Below are 16,664 nucleotides of genomic sequence, written 5' to 3' on the forward strand. Positions count from 1 at the left end.
TTTTAAATGGGTTTTTACAACTCGTCTAAATAATCGGTACTTATTGTATATGGCTCATCGTCATCTACATCAAAATTTTGCTGTGGGGCAATCTCTTTGACTGTTTTTGCTACAATAACTCTATCTTTATGCTGTCCTTGACTATCTGGGATAAGATGTTTTTTAAGAATATCTAATTCTTTATTATCACTACTTAGCAAAGTTTCTTTCACTATCTGGTTTCGTTCCGCCTGTCTGTCAATTATCATTTTTCTGTTTGATTTGTTGAAATCATTAATCCGGGTTCTTGCTTGTATGTCGGCTTCTGTCTGTTCAGCAATTGCCATTGCGCCAATATGCTTACTTTCCAAAATAAATTGTTGTGTGCCTATAATCTCTTTGAGCTTGCTGTTTTTATCGGATTTGGCATTAACTACTAAAACTTTTGTGAGGTCTTCCGGATCGTAGAAAACACACCAGTCATTATGTGCCTGCATTCTGAAATTAACATCAAAACTGTCATAAGTAACCGCCTTTCCTAAAAGTGTTGGCGTAAGTCCGGAACCTGTAAGTTTGTTTGTAAATCCGGTTGTTTCGCCATAGTATCTTAGATAGTCAACAATCTGCATTTCCAGTTTTTGTTCTTCCGGCATATTCTGCCAAGATTCAATATATTTTTCTCTTTTTTCTGCCCTGTCATTTGCAATAGCGTTTTCGATCTGGGCGATACATCCTTCTTTATCCGGGAACTGATGCCTTACTGCTGTCAGATATTCGCTGTTTGGTTGGTTTTCTTTTTCACTTGTGATGTTATGACCGCTCCAGTTTTGTAACAATTTATCTTGGAAATGCTTTTTATTAAACCATTTGAAAAAAGGTTCGATGGTCTTAGATTTTGCATTTCCGACCTTTGCAGGCGTGTAAATTTTTGTAGAAGCTTCGTAGATGTCAAACAATTTTTTACGCTGGTAATTATCCGTTTGTAGCTGGTGTGGCTTGTAAGTTTTTCCGAATAACTCTTCTGTATGATTTAAAGCGTTTTTCATCGCTTTTCTAATCAGATCCGGGCTTTCATTTTCTGCAATGGCATAACCTATAACATATTTTGTATGTGGATCAAGAACCATTACTGCATTAAGTCTGTTATGATATGTTGTAATGTTGTGTCCTTTATCATTAATGGCAGTTTTTTTATAAAGTAACTCAACATCCCAACCGTCAACCGTCCAAAATAACAAAGGCATGCTAGGCGCTTTTCTCTTATGCTGCATTGCTTTTTTATTATCGAACTCCTTACCGCCACGGCGACCACTATACGTAATGTAATCCAATTTTTCACGCCAAACACCTACTGATGACGATGATATATTTTCCCATTCCAAAGCGTTTGCCGTTGTGTTGTAGAGGTCTGCAATCGCTTGATTATCGAGGTTATTATGATGTGATAATAGATATTCTATCATTGCCTTTTGTTCCTTGCTATAGATTTTTGCAGTATGCTTGTTTCCTTCGTTAGCGTGGATGAAAGCAGAATAACCCTCTTCCAAATACCTGTTATATTTACGTTGTAGGCTCTGTGCGTTCCTTGGTAGATTATGGTCATACTTTACGAAATCCAACGTATTTACAGCATCAGAAATATTTTGCCATATTTTAACCCTGTTTTTTCCAAAAACTTTTACAGATTGCCTTCTGTCCAGCAATATTCTTTTGATAGCATTTAAAATTCTGCAAGAGTTGTATCTGATTATTTGGTCTGTAGGCTCTAGTTTTCCCCCATCTGGTCTGGTGTGAAAAGCAAAGAAATCTATTGCTTTGACGTCTGGCACTATTTCGGTCTCCAAATTATTTACTACCATCACATCTTTATAATATCCTAGTTTTTCCATACAAATCGCTTTGATACTTTCTGGTAAATCGTGATAGCTGATTAATGCTTCGTTACCTTTTCCCTTACCTTCTTTTGTTCTTACAATTTGCTTGTTTTGACACTTTTTCTTGTAGCTTTCATAGCTAAAAACTCCCCAATCCTCATAGAGTAGCTTTGCGGGGATCGAAAGCGTATGATTGTGATATTGATAAGATTTTACTTGATTGTGCATAGTTTTACAGTTTATCTGTAGTCTCCTAGTTTTTTAAAAGCAAATCCCGAGATTTTACTTTATCGTGTTTTTATTGACATTCATTACATTTGCTAAAAAATAGGTATGAAAGTCGATTTTTATTGTAATATTACCGCTCCAGGTGTGGAATTACATGAGCAGAAAGAATTTGTACAAGACTGGCTGTCTGATGTAAAAAGCACGATTCAAGAGATTCTGAACCGCTTTTTGATTGATGGCGGTGACCTTTTTCCTTCTCTGATAACATCTGACCCACCGTATCAAGCCACTTACACCTTTGATGAAGTATGGTCGCTAAACCTTTACTTTTACTTTGAGTTGAATAGTCTGGAACTTCTATACAACCGGATAGAGCTTCTAAAATCACTTTTTGTAAATCTTGCTTATGGAAATGGCATTCTTCCAAGTTTTGAGTACCATCTTGCAGATTGATATTAATTTCTATTTTCATTTTTTTGGGTTGTTTAATTATGATTCAGGATTTACCGCCATTTTATCCAACAATTCTAGTTCAGCTAGTGGAATTAATTTAGAAGCGATGTCTAAAACATTGCATATATCCAATTCAGCGTTGTAATTATTTATATCGTTGTTTTCTAAGGCAATACGGCAGACTGTTAATAAGGACGTTATTTTATTACCTAAGTCTGTATAGTTTAAGACCTCCAACTCAATATAATTTTTGCCGTATTTATTCCTTTTAATACTATCCATCCAGCTTTGGTGGTGGGAATTTTCACCGTCGATTTTTAGTTCAATTTTTTGCATAGTTATATTTGTTTTAGATTATTCCTAAGTATTCGCACTGCTCATCATTCGGTTCTACTGGTCTCGCAAACTGTGTGATCTTAATACACGAACCAAATAAACTATAGCAATGTAATTCTGTTGATCTACCATTATCTTCAAAAGGAATTACTTCTTTTTTCATTTGTCTCAGTAGAAATTTTTTGATTGTGATTCTAAGCTTTTTCATCTGTAGCAGATTTTAATGTTTCGATTCCCATTATCTCGTTATATTCTGCTAAAAGATTTTCAGCTTCCTTTACTACTTTCATCATACTAAAAAGATTACATTTTTTACCTTCCATTACATTGGTAACTGTTTTAGGAGATACTTTTGCCCTTTTTGAAATTTCTAAATATGAACCTCTAGGTAGTAGTTTGTTTAATTCATTGATTTTCTTGTTGCTTTCCATATATTTGTACTTTATTGTTATTTAAAAACACAATTGTATTGCAATATTACAAAAAGTATTTTAAAAATACACTATATATGAACGAAAAAATAAAAGACCTTAGACATCAACTAAAATTAACACAAACTGAATTTGCCAGTAAACTAGGTGTAAGTCGTGCAGTAATAGCACAGATAGAAACAAAAAAGAACAATCCAACATCTGAATTGTTACAAAAGATTTATAAAGAATTTAATGTTGATTTAATCGCAAAAAATGTAACTGATAATCACATTGTGACTAATGTGGAAAAAACGGATAACACTTTATTTTTGAATAAAAGCGATATTCTTTTAAAATTTAATGATTTAAGAATAATTTATGATGATAATATGAAAATGCTATATTTTATTTGCTCTATTCTTAAAAGCCGAAATTATAAGTTCAGCAAAGAGGAAAAACAAGAATTAAGAAAGTTCAAAGACATTAGGAGAATTCTAAATGGTATAACCACGGGGGAAACTAAAATTTCTTTAGAAAACTTTGAAACTTTGATGATGATTATAAAGATTAGTCTATTTAGATTCAATGGTACTCTTATGCGCAGAGCAGAAAAAATACTTGATATTGATATTAGTTATAATATGGATGAAATCCTTCGTGATAGTTAGATATTAATCAAAAAATATCTGCTCATTCAAGATCAAAAAGTACTTAGAAAGCATTCCAAATAACAATCTATAAAAAATATTATTATAAATAATTGATAATCAACAGTTTAAAATCGTTTAACTTGATAACAAATGTCATTACACTCCACTCACAAGCCTGTTTTAAGGCTTTTTTTAGTGGTTTTATGTTATTACGCCCAATTTTAAAGAGCTAAAAATCAAACAAAATTTCCCCCTAACAATCCCCCTAACATCCCCCTAATAATAATTTTCAATGTAATTGTATGTGAAAATAAGTTTTTGTAAATTCTGTTTAATCATTTTTTTTAGCCTTTTATTTCGCAGATAATATTGTTAACTATAATTCCCACAATTATTGATAAATACAGGCTTTTTAGGCATTAAAAAAGCCTTACCAGTAGTAAAGCTTCTTGCAATTGTACTTCTCAAAGTAAAAAATGTACAGATACTGTAGTAAACTGTACAAAAAAGACTTTTTGTTTTTTTTAAAATTTTCGCCTTTTTCTTCTAAAACCCTTTATTAATGGGGTTTTTTGGCTTTTTTTGTTTATCCTCTATTAAGTATGATGTGTATTACCCCCTATAAAAGCTTCTGAAATTTTATCATCCCGATAAAAATGTCAATAATCCTGACTATGACAGTGAGCAATTTTATAAGGTCTATGAAGCTTATGAAACGTTGAATGATGAAGAAAAAAGGAAAATTTATAATGAGACCCAATTGATCCTTATTAAATCCAGCGAAATCATCAAACAGCCAAAAACAGCTGAAGAATGGTATGGATCATTTAGAAAAGCCATCATCAAGAAAATTAAGGAGCTTGAAGAAAAGTTAGAAGCAAAAGAGCTTTCCTTTAATGGATTCTATGATTATTGCGACAAATTTCTCCCGCTTTACTTAAATAATAGAAAGCATAGAATTACCGAAAAAGAATTCAATCTCAGAACGTTTTTATTTGTTCTGAAAGATTTCTACAAAGGCGGAAGATACGGAACCACCCTCAACGAATCTGCTGACAATACGCTATTTGACGAATCATTTATTGTTTTTGAAATCGACAATGTAAAGGATAATCCCAAGCTGTTTCCGATTGTAACGCTGATTATTATGGACACTTTTATCCAGAAAATGCGCCTTAGAAAAGACCGCAGAAAAGCCCTTATCATCGAAGAAGCGTGGAAAGCGATTGCAAGTAAACTGATGGGAGGATATATCCTTTATCTCTACAAAACGGTAAGAAAATTCTGGGGTGAAGCCGTTGTAGTAACTCAGGAACTGGACGATATCATCGGTAATGCAGTTGTAAAAGATTCAATCATCAACAATTCCGATACCTTCATTTTGCTTGACCAGACCAAATTCAAAGACAATTTTGACAAAATTGCCTCTCTGCTTTCCCTGAATAAAGTGGAGCAAAATAAGATATTCACGATCAATAATCTCAACAACAAATTTGGAAGGAGCCGATTTAAGGAATTTTATCTGAAGAGAGGTTCCAAAGGAGAAGTGTACGGTAACGAGGTTTCCCTTGAGCAGTATTTGACCTACACCACAGAGAAACCCGAGAAATCCGCTGTCGAATACTATGTACAAAAATGTGGAAGCTATGATGAAGCCCTTTTACAAATTGTATCGGATTTAAAAAACTTTGGAGACAGCCTTGAAAACTTAGTTTCACTGGTCAATCTGTATCAAAATCCTTTGGATCAGAAAGTAAATTCCTATTACAAAAAGATGAAGAAAACGCATAAAGGAAAGAATGTATTTAAAGTCATCTCACAGGAATTGGAACATCATAAAATCAGTTTTTCGGAATTAATCAATAAGCAACAATATGAAACCGTTTAGCCTATTATTTTTAGGATTGGGCAGCTTTTTATATGCTCAAAACACCTACATCGACCCTACCGTAACGGCAGCAATGATTCTGTATTCAGAAAATCTGAAAGCAAAACAGAATGATGTCATTGAGGAAACCTCTAAATTAAAAGATGCCCAGGCATGGGTAGGAACCCAGATGATTGTAGCCAACGACATTCAGAATAAAATACTGAAAGGGTTGAAAGAAGTATCCGGGACTTTACAAAACGGAATTCAGGTACAGCAGATTTACAGTGAGCTTAATAAATGCTACAATTATTCTTCAGAAGTGGTCGCGTTGGCTTCTCAGCACCCACAGTATGCCATTTTTGGAACTAAAGCTTCTCAAAAAACCTATGAGCAAAGCCTGAAGATCGTTACGGATGTTTCAGACATTCTTGCTTCCGGAGAGCTGAACCTTGCTACAGCAGGTGACCGTTACAAGATCCTTCATAATATTTCCGAAAATGTAAAAAACCTGAAGCTATGGCTTTTAGCCATAAAGCTAAGACTGGAAAAAGCAAACCGATTGGGATTCTGGAATTCCATCAATCCATTTGCCGGATATATCAATACCGATAAAGGAATTGTGGAAAATATAATGAACCGGTATAAACGAAATTTTTAAAAATCATTAAGATGAAGAAGATTTTTCAAATCCTGTTGATTCCCATAGTGTATGTCGTTATCACATCTTCGAGCGGTGGTTCCACTCCTGCATGGCAAAAAGAAAATGTTTCTTTCCCGATGATGAATTTAGAGATCAATGCCACGATGAAGGAGCATAACAGGCAAAAAGAAATGAGGCAGAAACAGACCCTTAATGCCAGTACAGAAGCCATAAACAGAGCACAATGGAATGACTTCAAAGACAAAGTGACCAAGATTCAGGACAGATTACGCATTGTGTCATTTGCTATCCAGGCGATCCCTACCGGAATTGCCATGAGCAGGGAAATCACCAAAATAATCAATAATCAAACGGCTATCATTGATGAAATCAATACAGCTCCGTACTCCATTATAGCGGTATTGCCTTCTCAGGTACAGTTTGTGGATGACCTGCAAATGGTAACCCGGTTAATAGCCGGAATCATTCTGTCTTACGGAGCCATCAACCAGATGGAAAAATCAGAACGTAAGATTTTACTGGATTATGCTTTGGGAGAAGTAAAAACATTAAGCAGGAACTCCACCCATATGCTTTTAAAGATAAGAGATATCAAAGCCAAAGTTTTACGTAACAAAAGGGCGTTTCAATATTACGTCAACAGAGATAGGCAGGTTGTGGAAAATATAATGAACAATATTAAAAATTTTTAAAGATGAAAAGAATCGTAATCATATCAGCTCTATTCTTCTTTTGGGGTTCTGTAAATAGTCAGCAAATTGTTATCAATGAAAAGCTATTAACTCAACTTACAAAAGACCATGCAGTACGATTGGCAAGTGAACAGACGTTTTTGGATTCTTATGAAAAGCAGAAAGAGCTTTATGACGAAATCAATAATAAAACCACCCAGATCATTGCGATTCAGGAATACATCTACCAGCAACTGAAAAATGTCAATTCAGCATTGACACAAAGTAAAAAGCTGGTTTATCTCTATCAGTACCTGGGAAAGATCGTAACCAATTCAAACAAGATGCTAGATTTATCAGCACAGCATCCGGAGTATGCCATCTTGGTTTCAAAATATTATGTCGAAATCGGTAAACAAGTCCTAAAGCTTCAGCAGGAAGTTTCGCAGGATATTCTGAATGAAGACAAAGACTTTTTGATGGATGCAATGGACAGGGAAATGCTCATTGAAAAGATCTTTACAAGAGTAAGAAACATCAACGGGAATATTCTCTATATCATTTTACGATTGCAAAATGCTAAGAAAATTCCTTACCTGTATCAGATTCCGGTGCTCCGTAATTACATCAATATAGACAAAGCCATTGTCGGAGGCATCATCACTAAATACAAATACATATTCAATTAAAATGATGAAAAATACATTCATAAAAGGAAATTTTTTACTCATTCTATTTATTGTAACACATGTTTTTGGACAAAGTGTGAAGAAATTGAATGATCCTTCAATTGTTGCACAACATAAGCGGATGACCTTTGAAAGCTGGGGAGACTGGCGACCTTATCCCAAATATTTCTTGGGTATTCAAACCAATTTTGCTTACGCTACGGTTTGGGGAATGTGGGCTCCCTCTATCAATAGGGATTATAAAAATGGTGAAGATATTCGACCATTAAAACCAACCGGAGAACAAAACCAAAGATTTGCACAACTAAAAATTCAGGAAGAAGAAGTTCAAAAGATAAAAGCGGTTTCCGACACTATTTATAAAAGAAGTATTCAAGATTTAGCGCATTGGACTTCCGCTACTGTTGATGCCGATCCCCTTTGGCTACTGTATTACAAACGGATGCTGAAACCCATCACCGAATTTCCCGATACTCCTCAAAATTTCATCGATTGGAGATTGAAAGACCAGCAGACGCATGAAACGCTCAATACTACGGGAACATTAAAAAGACTTCAGGAAGAGCTGGATATGATTAAAGAAAAATATACCATGTCCCGGTCTATGGATATGCCGAGAGGAAAAAGATTCATCATGTACCACGAAACACTGATCAGATGGCGAAAGTTTGTTCAGGAATTAAGAAAGTACAATAACAAAACAACATTGCTCCTTGACTATAAAAACATTTTAAATAACCATTTATCTACCGCTTTGCCCTCTGGGTGGACTCCTGCTTCGGATAAAGACATTGTTCAAAATGTGATGCAGCAATACAAATACAGATATTAAATATGAATAAATCACTCACTATTTTTTATTGCCTATTAGCAATACTATTGCCTGTCATGGGATTTGCTCAGACAGACAGCGATTACAGTAACCTGCTCCAATTTTTAAAAGGCGACGGTGCTTTTGAGAAATGGTTTATGGAGGTCTTTACGAAGCTGGATAACAGCGTACAGGATAATGCTGCCGGATCTGCATTGGTCGGGAGAGCTATCGGCGGTCTGGGAGCATTGATGTACCTCGGATATATGGGCTGGCAAATGGCAGCCGGTGACCGTGAATGGGAAATCACTCCAATGCTGAAACCTATTCTCATTGGATTTACACTCGTTTACTGGATGGGATTTGTCAATTTAATACAAGCTCCTTTTGAAGCCATTGCCCAACCCGGAATTGCCATTTTCAGCGACATCGAATCCGAAGTCAACGATTTAAGAATACAAAGGTTCAAAAAGCAACAGCAATTACTCGATGCCGTCATTAAACTGAAAGCCGAAGAAGATGCCAAACAAGATGTCATCAATAATACGACAGAGGATGCAGATGATTCCTGGTTTGACATCAGCGAAGGATTGGACAAGCTCATTCAACCCATCAAAGAATGGCAAATCAGAATGGAGTTCCAGATGCAGAAATTAGTCGCTGAACTCATAGAATTTGTCTGCCTTTCCATTCTTCGGGTGTGCGTCTATCTTATTTTCTTTATCCAGAAAATCTGGGCGTACATTCTTATCATTTTAGGTCCGATTGCTGTTGGAATGGCACTTATCCCCGGATTTGAAAACTCATTGTACAGCTGGGTTTCCAAATTCATCAATATCAATCTGTACACTTTTGTTGCGTACACCATCATCAATATCGGTCAGCAACTCATCGCTTCCGGATATGAAATGGAAATCGAAAGATATGATACCCTTTTAACCAACGGTACCATTACCAATTTGGATGCACTCATGGTTTATGTCAGTAATTCCGGAATGATCTACAATCAACTCTTTACCTGCGTAGCTTATATCGTGACAGGAATCGGAGTTCTCATGACACCGACCATTGCCGATACCATTGTTACTGCTGGAGGAGCCGGAGCGATGACCAAAATGAAAAGCGCCGCAGGAAAAATGGCAAGCAGTGCAAAAGCAGCCGTATTAGCAGTTAAAACAGGTGGAGTTTCTGCAGCCGCGGCGACAGCAAAATCCGCTGCGGCGGGTTCTGCATCAAGAAGAGTGCAGGATGCAATGAAAAACGGAAAATAAATGTTAATCATCAATTACCATCAACCGACAACCACCAACGATCAACCAAAACCCAACAACTAATAAAATGCTTATCAAAAACATAGAACAAAGAATTAAAATCAATAAGATTGTTTCAATATCAACCATTGCTTTTGCGGTTTTTATTGTTATCAGCGGTTTTTTCTTCTCTTACAAGATGATTCAGGATTCCCGAAAATCCATTTACATTTTGGATAATGGAGTTCCGGTTCTTGCAAAACAGACCGATGTCCTGTTGAACAGACCTGTTGAGTATAAAGCTCAAATCGATTTGTTTCACCGGTTGTTTTTTACACTCGCCCCCGATGATGCCTATATCAAGGACAATATTCAGAAATCACTGTATCTGATTGACGACAGCGGAAAAAAAGAATATACCAACCTAAAAGAAAAAGGATTTTATAATCAAATCGTTGCTTCCAGTTCAATGGTCAGCATCCATACGGATTCTATCTCTCTGGATATGGAGCATAAAAAATTCGCCTTTTTCGGCAAACAAATGATTACCCGGAAATCAGCCGTAATTACAAGAAAACTTATTACCGAAGGCTTCTTTGAAGACATCATCCGAAGTCCCAATAATCCACACGGTGTCCTGCTAAAAAACTGGAGGATCATCGGTAACGAAGAACTCTCTAACCAAACTAAAAACTCCTATTAAAATGAGCACTTTTTTTAAACAAACCGGACAAAGATGGTTGAATTGGGCTGTTAAAAATCCTAAAAAGTTTTTCACGTATTCAATGGTCTTTTTATCAGTTTCATTTGTGATTTCATTGATTCAGGGAATCTTCTTCCCTTCAGAAATTGCATTTAAAATAAAGTCTCCTATTCTTTATTCCAAAAGTAATACCGCCCAAAATACAACTCTAAACAACGAAAAAGAAATGGAAAAAATAGTGACCGAGCTCAAGACTTTAAAAGTAAAAAGAGACCAAAATGCTTTACAAAAAAAAGACAGTCTCAGAATTGAATATCTGTATAACCAATACCAACAATTGCAACATGAACATTAAAAAAATTGATTTCAAACAGAAGAAATATATTCTGCCTCTTTTGGCATTGCCATTTCTATTGCTCTTTGTATATGTAGGTGCTCAGTTTACCAAAGAAGATCCATCACAGAATGAGAAACCCAAAGAGCTTTCCCTTTCCTTAGGAGAAACTCAGGATTCCATCATGACGAAAAATGATGCCTATGATGCACTGTTCAAAAAAGAGGATAACAGAACAATGCTTGATGGATTGGACAAAGAAAATGACAGTTTGTTAAGCTATGATGACCAGTTATCATTAGACCAAAAAAGAAAAATTGATTCTTTGAAAGCTGTTTCTTCAAGACAATATCAAAGGAAAGGAAATCCGTCATCGTACTATAATCCGAATCAGCAAAATGATGATAAAGATTACAAAAGATCTTCTGAAATTATCAGAATGCTGAATGATAAATCCTACGGAAAACTGGAAAATAATTACACTGATACATCAAAAGAAAAGACACAAAGTGTCCAGCAAGACCCTGTAAAAATTCTGAAACAGCAAATGCTGGTCATGGATTCTTTGGAAAAAGCGAAAGATCCGGAATATCAAAACAAATTGGCAGCCGAGCAGAAACTTAAAGCCAATAAAGAAAAAATGGACGCGTTTCTTAATTCTACTTTTAATGTGAATAAATCGGGAATTAATAGCGAGTTCAATGCTTTTTACAAAGAAAGAGAAAACAGATTTATCAAAGCAGTTATTGACGAAAATAACAAAGGTTTTCTGGGAAGTAGAATCCGTTTCCGGTTGTTGGAAGACATATTTATTGGAAACAAAAAGCTTGTCAAAGGTTCCATTCTTTACGGTCAAATCTCAGGATTTTCAATGCAAAGAGTTGATCTTAAGATTGTATCCGTATTTACAAAAGGAGAAATTTTTCCTGTCAATCTCTCCATTTATGATGTGGACGGAATGAAAGGTTTGTACGTTCCGCAAAGTATTTTCAGAGAAATGGTTCGAGAAATGGGAAGCAATTCCGTTCAGGGAACTCAAATGGATATGGGTGGAGAAGGATTTTTTACCAGCATCGGTTCCAAACTATTTTCTTCCACCTCAAAATCCATTGCCAACCTTATCAAAACCAATAAAGCCAAACTGAAATACAACTCCTATGTCTTTCTCATTGAAGAAAGCCAGCTTAAAGATTCACAAAATCAACAAAAAAGATAAAAATGAAAACAATCTTATATACCCTGTTATTATTTACAGCTCAATTTTTAACCGCACAAACCGCAACGAAAGAACAAACTATTTCCGATTTGCCGGAATTGGAAATTACGGAAGGAATCAACTTGCACATTATTTCTGCGGAACCGATTCAATACGTGGATCTATCCACCCAAAAACTTACCGGAGATTTACCCTCTACCAATATTGCAAGAATTAAAATCACTGATTCTACATCTGATTCTGTAGAAAACAAAGAAAAAGCCACTAAAAATGTTGTACCAGCTTTTTCAATTGGAGATAACATCGGAATTATTACCGTTGTTGGACAATCCTTTATCGCCCAATTTAAAGCCGTTTACAGAAATTCAGAAAACCAAAATACCGTTACCAATTTTCATATCCAACCGGAAGATATGCAACCAATAGAGTTTGATAAAATGAGATTTTCAAATCTGGAGTTAAGAAAATTCGCAATGGATATTATTCAGAAAAAATCAGAAAAAAATCCAATCCGCGAAGAAAAAAATCTAAAACTCAATGTCCAACTCAATAATGTCTACGTCATCAGTGATTACATCTTTTTAGACATGACCTTTAAAAACAGTTCTAATCTCAGCTATGATATTGAGGATTTGAAATTTTCCATAGAAGATAAAAAAATCTATAAAGCAACGAACAACCAAAGTATTGAGCTTACTCCCCTTTTTCAGCTGAATCCTCAAAAACATTTCAGGAAAAACTTTAGGAATATCTATGTATTCAAAAAATTCACTTTTCCGAATTCTAAAGTCATGATGATTCGCTTAATAGAAGAACAACTCTCAGGAAGAACAATAGAAATGAAAGTGAACTATTCCGACATCCTTAAAGCAGACACATTCTAATTTCCTAATACTAGAATTTTTTAATTCTCATAAAATGCAAGAACAACAACATCAGATTAAAATTTACGGATTCCTACAAAAAGCCGTGTATGCTGTGGTGGCATTGGATTGTATCACCTTGTTTTTTCTGCATGCTAAAGTTCCTGTGGTGTCCAAATTATTGGAAGGGTTTGCGAAAATGCAGATTTTCTATCCTCCGATCAATGCCAAAATCTCAACGTTAATTCTTATTGCCTTGGTTGCAGTAGGAACAAGAGCCAAAAAGAAGCAGGATTTAAACATTGTAAAAGCAATTATACTTCCCATTATCGTTGGATTGACCATGATATTCGGTTCTCTCTATTTCGCCATTTTGGCGGATAATCCTTATTTCCCGAAGGTCATTCCAATGCTCAGCCTTTATCAGATTCTATACGCTGTGCTTTCTTTTTTAGGAGCTGTCATTCTTCAAATGGGTGCAGATTCTATTTCAAAGCTAATGCAACAGAAAATGGGAAAGGACCGATGGAACATAGAAGAAGAAAGTTTTGCCCAAAATCAGGAATTGGTCCAAACGGACACATCCATTAATATTCCGTATCTGTTCAGATTTAACAAAAGAACGAATAATGGCTGGATTAATCTTAATCCTTTTCGGGGAACAATGGTAATCGGAACACCAGGTTCCGGAAAGTCTTTTGGAATTATCAATCCGGCTATAAGACAGATGATTGCAAAAGGTTTTTGTCTTTGCATTTACGATTTCAAATTTCCTGATTTAGCACAAATCGCATACTATCATTATTTATTGAAAAAGAGCAAAGAGTCGGAATATAATTACAGCTTCCACGTGATCAATCTAAATGAAGTCGAAAAATCAAAAAGAGTCAATCCATTTCATAAAAAATATATTCAAACTTTGGCAGAAGCACAAGAAATGGCAGAATCAATGGTGTCTTCGTTACAGAAAGGTGGTGCAAGTTCCGGAGGCGGTTCTGAAGCATTTTTTACGCAATCTGCTATTAATTTTCTGTCTTCCTGCATTTATTTTTTTGCCACCCTCGAAAATGGAAAATATTCGGATCTGCCCCATATTCTTTCTTTTATGAATCGGAGCTACAAAGAAATTTTCGATACACTTTTTACCAATGAAGAAATTCTTTCCCTGCTTTCTCCCTTCAAAACAGCATATGATAACAAAGCATTTGACCAGTTGGAAGGACAAATCGGAACCTTAAAAATATTCCTTTCCCGATTGGCAACAAAAGAGAGCTTTTGGGTCTTTTCCGGTGATGAAGTAGAACTGAAAATTACTGACAAAGAAAATCCGTCCATTTTGATTTTGGCTTCTGATCCGGGAACACAGGATATTAATTCCGCTTTGTACTCTTCGGTTTTAAACCGGACTCTAAGATTAATCAATTCCAAACACAATTTACCGGGCGGAATTATCGCAGATGAATTCCCAACCATCTACATCCATAAAATTGACAATGTAGTGGCAACAGCAAGAAGCAACAAAGTATCTGTATTATTAGGATTACAAGAAATTCCGCAACTCCGACAATTTTATAAAAAGGAAGTGGCAGATACGATTTCAGCCATTGTCGGAAACATTATTTCGGGTTCGGCAAGAGATAAAAATACACTGGACTGGCTTGAAAAATTATTTGGAAAAATAAAACAAAAAACGTATTCCCAATCCATCTCACAGCAAGGAACCACCACCAGTATTAACGAGAAAATGGACAATATGATTCCTGCAGGAAAAATAGCAGCTCTTAAAACCGGAGAAATGGTGGGAATGATTGCGCAGGGCGAAGAGAACAATACTGAAGAATACAAAACTTCTGCAATCAACGGTAAAATCAATCTGGATCTGAAAGCCATTAAAAATGAAGAACAGAACTACGTTCCAATGCCAATCTATTATTCATTCGTGGATAAGAAAGGGAATAACCGAAAAGACGAAGTACTGATGACCAATTTCAGAAAAATAAATATGGAAGTGGAACTCATTGTCAATGAAAACAATAAAGCATAATCAAATGAATATAAGTAAAATGAAATATTACTACGCTTTAATAGCCTTTCTCTTTTATTCATCGGGATTTTCACAGTTCAACACCTTGACACCAATGCTACCAAAGAAAATGGAAAACCAAAAAATATTGGAGAATACTAAAGAGGTTGAAGAGAACAATCCAAAGCAAAAAAAGGATAAAAAATCGTGGAAGCAAATATTGAATTTGACTACAAAGTCTGATTTGAAAAATGAAACCGAAGGTTCCACGAAGTGGTTAATGAGTCAAATAGATTCTCTGAAAAACCAATTGCTCAGATTGAGTGTAACAAAAAACGAAGAAAAGAATTTCGATTTCAGAAAAATAGAAGATTCTCTTATCAAAATGCTAAAAGAAAATACTATAAATCCGGGTAATTCCGGAAAGTCTCTCCGACAATTAGAATTTATGGAAGACCCAGACATTGAAAATGACTTGGTTTCCAAAATCAATATGCCTCTTAAAAGCAGGATGACCGTTACATCACCTTTTGGAAACCGTATTCATCCCATTTTTGGTACAAGAAAATTGCACAACGGAACCGATTTTAAAGCCAATTATGAAAATGTATATGCTGTTTTAGACGGAACTGTTATTGAAGCTGGTTGGGATTCCAAAGGTGGAGGAAATTATATTAAAGTGAAACATTTCAATAGGTTTGAAACCGCCTATCTACACCTTTCAGAAATATATTACCAGGTTGGTGAAAATGTAAAAGCTGGATTTATAATTGGAAAATCTGGAAACTCCGGAAATTCTACAGGACCACATTTACATTTTATGGTAAAAGAATATGGAAAACTTATCAATCCTGCTCATTTCCTAAATGACCTCATAAAAGTGAATAATCTAATTGCAACATACCATGAACAATAACAATTTACCCACCGAAGATTTGAAAAAATTCGGAATTATCAACGAAGATTTATCATTCTCCAAAAAACTGAATGCAGATGATATTCAGAAATTTCTGCAAGGATATACCATCGTTGCAGATAACGACAAAAACAGAGCAACTTTCCAGCTCACGGAGAACAATACCAAGTTAAAAGTAATCTTTTTGGAAAGGGATAAGAATCTTTCCGAAATACTGAGCAACAGCAAAAACGAAATTCAATACGCTAATACTTTTTCAAAGTATGGTATTAATGAGGAAAAGAATGCGGCACAGCTCAACTGGACGAAAGCCGCCTTTATATTCGATGAAAAAAAAAAGAAAATAATCGAATATGATATGATTAAAGATGCTCCAATCATTACCCAACTGATTGCAGAAAGAGAAAAACCTGAAGAAGTGAATCGTTACAAAATCGAACTGAAAAAACTTCAATCTTTTCTTCAAGACAAAATAGACCAATATCCTGAAATCGCTAAAGAAATTACCGAAAACCTAAATATTGTTTCCAAAGAATTAAACAACGTAAACAGTATTTCACCCGATGAGAAACAAATTTCCAAAGAAGGTAATTCCGACATTCAACTAAATGTGAACGATAGAGATCTATATGAAGATGCCAACAGAATGAGAGAAGAACAGGAAGAAACTGAAGAAATACAGAAATCACGAGGTTTCAGAAGATAATCTGACAACCAACAACAG

17 protein-coding genes and 1 pseudogene are annotated in these 16,664 nt (G+C 35.3%); 15 read left to right on the forward strand and 3 right to left on the reverse strand.

The window, feature by feature from the left end:
• Positions 1–14: 14 nt before the first annotated feature.
• Positions 15–2,081, reverse strand: a complete 2,067-nt coding sequence (locus AC00Y6_RS05700) for a hypothetical protein (protein ID WP_474489653.1) — start codon at positions 2,079–2,081, stop codon at positions 15–17.
• Positions 2,082–2,186: 105 nt separating this feature from the next.
• Between AC00Y6_RS05700 and AC00Y6_RS05705 the strand changes: the two genes are divergently transcribed.
• Entirely contained in the window at positions 2,187–2,534 is a 348-nt protein-coding gene (locus AC00Y6_RS05705; protein WP_474489654.1) for a hypothetical protein, read from the forward strand.
• A gap of 36 nt (positions 2,535–2,570) precedes the next feature.
• Here AC00Y6_RS05705 and AC00Y6_RS05710 read toward each other — a convergent pair whose 3' ends face one another.
• Complete coding sequence (locus AC00Y6_RS05710) at positions 2,571–2,870, reverse strand: hypothetical protein (RefSeq protein WP_474489655.1); 300 nt, start codon at positions 2,868–2,870, stop codon at positions 2,571–2,573.
• A 194-nt stretch (positions 2,871–3,064) separates the two neighbouring features.
• Entirely contained in the window at positions 3,065–3,301 is a 237-nt protein-coding gene (locus tag AC00Y6_RS05715) for a hypothetical protein (RefSeq protein ID WP_474489656.1), read from the reverse strand.
• A 77-nt stretch (positions 3,302–3,378) separates the two neighbouring features.
• Between AC00Y6_RS05715 and AC00Y6_RS05720 the strand changes: the two genes are divergently transcribed.
• The 14 genes and pseudogenes from AC00Y6_RS05720 (at position 3,379) to AC00Y6_RS05785 (ending at position 16,646) form a co-directional block, all read left to right on the forward strand.
• Positions 3,379–3,951: a helix-turn-helix domain-containing protein gene (locus AC00Y6_RS05720; RefSeq protein WP_474489657.1), complete on the forward strand. Its 573-nt coding sequence runs from the start codon at positions 3,379–3,381 to the stop codon at positions 3,949–3,951.
• A gap of 607 nt (positions 3,952–4,558) precedes the next feature.
• Positions 4,559–5,821: pseudogene (locus AC00Y6_RS05725) on the forward strand (TraG family conjugative transposon ATPase); the annotation flags it as partial.
• The gene (locus AC00Y6_RS05730; RefSeq protein ID WP_474489658.1) at positions 5,808–6,461 is read left to right on the forward strand and encodes a hypothetical protein; all 654 of its coding nucleotides are present in this window, start codon (positions 5,808–5,810) and stop codon (positions 6,459–6,461) included. The pseudogene AC00Y6_RS05725 and the gene AC00Y6_RS05730, both read left to right, overlap by 14 nt.
• An 11-nt stretch (positions 6,462–6,472) precedes the next feature.
• Complete coding sequence (locus AC00Y6_RS05735; RefSeq protein WP_474489659.1) at positions 6,473–7,156, forward strand: hypothetical protein; 684 nt, start codon at positions 6,473–6,475, stop codon at positions 7,154–7,156.
• A gap of 2 nt (positions 7,157–7,158) precedes the next feature.
• A complete protein-coding gene (locus AC00Y6_RS05740; protein ID WP_474489660.1) occupies positions 7,159–7,824 on the forward strand; it encodes a hypothetical protein in 666 nt (221 codons plus the stop codon).
• 1 nt (position 7,825) lies between these two features.
• Positions 7,826–8,656 (forward strand): hypothetical protein, encoded by an 831-nt coding sequence (locus AC00Y6_RS05745; protein ID WP_474489661.1) that lies wholly within the window; start codon positions 7,826–7,828, stop codon positions 8,654–8,656.
• Between the two features lie 2 nt (positions 8,657–8,658).
• Positions 8,659–9,906 (forward strand): TraJ family protein, encoded by a 1,248-nt coding sequence (locus tag AC00Y6_RS05750; protein ID WP_474489662.1) that lies wholly within the window; start codon positions 8,659–8,661, stop codon positions 9,904–9,906.
• Between the two features lie 67 nt (positions 9,907–9,973).
• The gene (traK, locus tag AC00Y6_RS05755) at positions 9,974–10,588 is read left to right on the forward strand and encodes a conjugative transposon protein TraK (RefSeq protein WP_474489663.1); all 615 of its coding nucleotides are present in this window, start codon (positions 9,974–9,976) and stop codon (positions 10,586–10,588) included.
• Between the two features lies 1 nt (position 10,589).
• Positions 10,590–10,943: a hypothetical protein gene (locus AC00Y6_RS05760; RefSeq protein ID WP_474489664.1), complete on the forward strand. Its 354-nt coding sequence runs from the start codon at positions 10,590–10,592 to the stop codon at positions 10,941–10,943.
• Positions 10,939–12,138, forward strand: coding sequence for a conjugative transposon protein TraM (gene traM / locus AC00Y6_RS05765; RefSeq protein ID WP_474489675.1), 1,200 nt, complete (start codon positions 10,939–10,941; stop codon positions 12,136–12,138). Before AC00Y6_RS05760 ends, traM begins: the two co-directional genes overlap by 5 nt.
• A gap of 2 nt (positions 12,139–12,140) precedes the next feature.
• Positions 12,141–13,022 (forward strand): DUF4138 domain-containing protein, encoded by an 882-nt coding sequence (locus AC00Y6_RS05770; protein ID WP_474489665.1) that lies wholly within the window; start codon positions 12,141–12,143, stop codon positions 13,020–13,022.
• A 34-nt stretch (positions 13,023–13,056) separates the two neighbouring features.
• Complete coding sequence (locus AC00Y6_RS05775; protein ID WP_474489666.1) at positions 13,057–15,045, forward strand: type IV secretory system conjugative DNA transfer family protein; 1,989 nt, start codon at positions 13,057–13,059, stop codon at positions 15,043–15,045.
• A gap of 4 nt (positions 15,046–15,049) precedes the next feature.
• On the forward strand, positions 15,050–15,940 hold the full coding sequence (locus AC00Y6_RS05780) for a M23 family metallopeptidase (RefSeq protein WP_474489667.1): 891 nt from the start codon (positions 15,050–15,052) through the stop codon (positions 15,938–15,940).
• Positions 15,930–16,646, forward strand: coding sequence for a hypothetical protein (locus tag AC00Y6_RS05785; protein ID WP_474489668.1), 717 nt, complete (start codon positions 15,930–15,932; stop codon positions 16,644–16,646). The genes AC00Y6_RS05780 and AC00Y6_RS05785 overlap by 11 nt, the downstream gene beginning before the upstream one ends.
• Positions 16,647–16,664 lie beyond the last annotated feature (18 nt).

The sequence above is a fragment of the Epilithonimonas sp. genome (genome assembly GCF_056329745.1).

What these genes read in the sequence shown, in the direction of transcription:
- AC00Y6_RS05750 (WP_474489662.1), top strand. Translation starts at nt 8,659, where the DNA reads ATGAATAAATCACTCACTATTTTTTATTGCCTATTAGCAATACTATTG.
- AC00Y6_RS05775 (WP_474489666.1), top strand. Translation starts at nt 13,057, where the DNA reads ATGCAAGAACAACAACATCAGATTAAAATTTACGGATTCCTACAAAAA.
- AC00Y6_RS05740 (WP_474489660.1), top strand. Translation starts at nt 7,159, where the DNA reads ATGAAAAGAATCGTAATCATATCAGCTCTATTCTTCTTTTGGGGTTCT.
- AC00Y6_RS05700 (WP_474489653.1), bottom strand. Translation starts at nt 2,081, where the DNA reads ATGCACAATCAAGTAAAATCTTATCAATATCACAATCATACGCTTTCG.
- traK (WP_474489663.1), top strand. Translation starts at nt 9,974, where the DNA reads ATGCTTATCAAAAACATAGAACAAAGAATTAAAATCAATAAGATTGTT.
- AC00Y6_RS05720 (WP_474489657.1), top strand. Translation starts at nt 3,379, where the DNA reads ATGAACGAAAAAATAAAAGACCTTAGACATCAACTAAAATTAACACAA.
- AC00Y6_RS05710 (WP_474489655.1), bottom strand. Translation starts at nt 2,870, where the DNA reads ATGCAAAAAATTGAACTAAAAATCGACGGTGAAAATTCCCACCACCAA.
- AC00Y6_RS05770 (WP_474489665.1), top strand. Translation starts at nt 12,141, where the DNA reads ATGAAAACAATCTTATATACCCTGTTATTATTTACAGCTCAATTTTTA.
- AC00Y6_RS05745 (WP_474489661.1), top strand. Translation starts at nt 7,826, where the DNA reads ATGATGAAAAATACATTCATAAAAGGAAATTTTTTACTCATTCTATTT.
- AC00Y6_RS05735 (WP_474489659.1), top strand. Translation starts at nt 6,473, where the DNA reads ATGAAGAAGATTTTTCAAATCCTGTTGATTCCCATAGTGTATGTCGTT.
- AC00Y6_RS05730 (WP_474489658.1), top strand. Translation starts at nt 5,808, where the DNA reads ATGAAACCGTTTAGCCTATTATTTTTAGGATTGGGCAGCTTTTTATAT.
- AC00Y6_RS05760 (WP_474489664.1), top strand. Translation starts at nt 10,590, where the DNA reads ATGAGCACTTTTTTTAAACAAACCGGACAAAGATGGTTGAATTGGGCT.
- AC00Y6_RS05715 (WP_474489656.1), bottom strand. Translation starts at nt 3,301, where the DNA reads ATGGAAAGCAACAAGAAAATCAATGAATTAAACAAACTACTACCTAGA.
- AC00Y6_RS05785 (WP_474489668.1), top strand. Translation starts at nt 15,930, where the DNA reads ATGAACAATAACAATTTACCCACCGAAGATTTGAAAAAATTCGGAATT.
- AC00Y6_RS05705 (WP_474489654.1), top strand. Translation starts at nt 2,187, where the DNA reads ATGAAAGTCGATTTTTATTGTAATATTACCGCTCCAGGTGTGGAATTA.
- AC00Y6_RS05780 (WP_474489667.1), top strand. Translation starts at nt 15,050, where the DNA reads ATGAATATAAGTAAAATGAAATATTACTACGCTTTAATAGCCTTTCTC.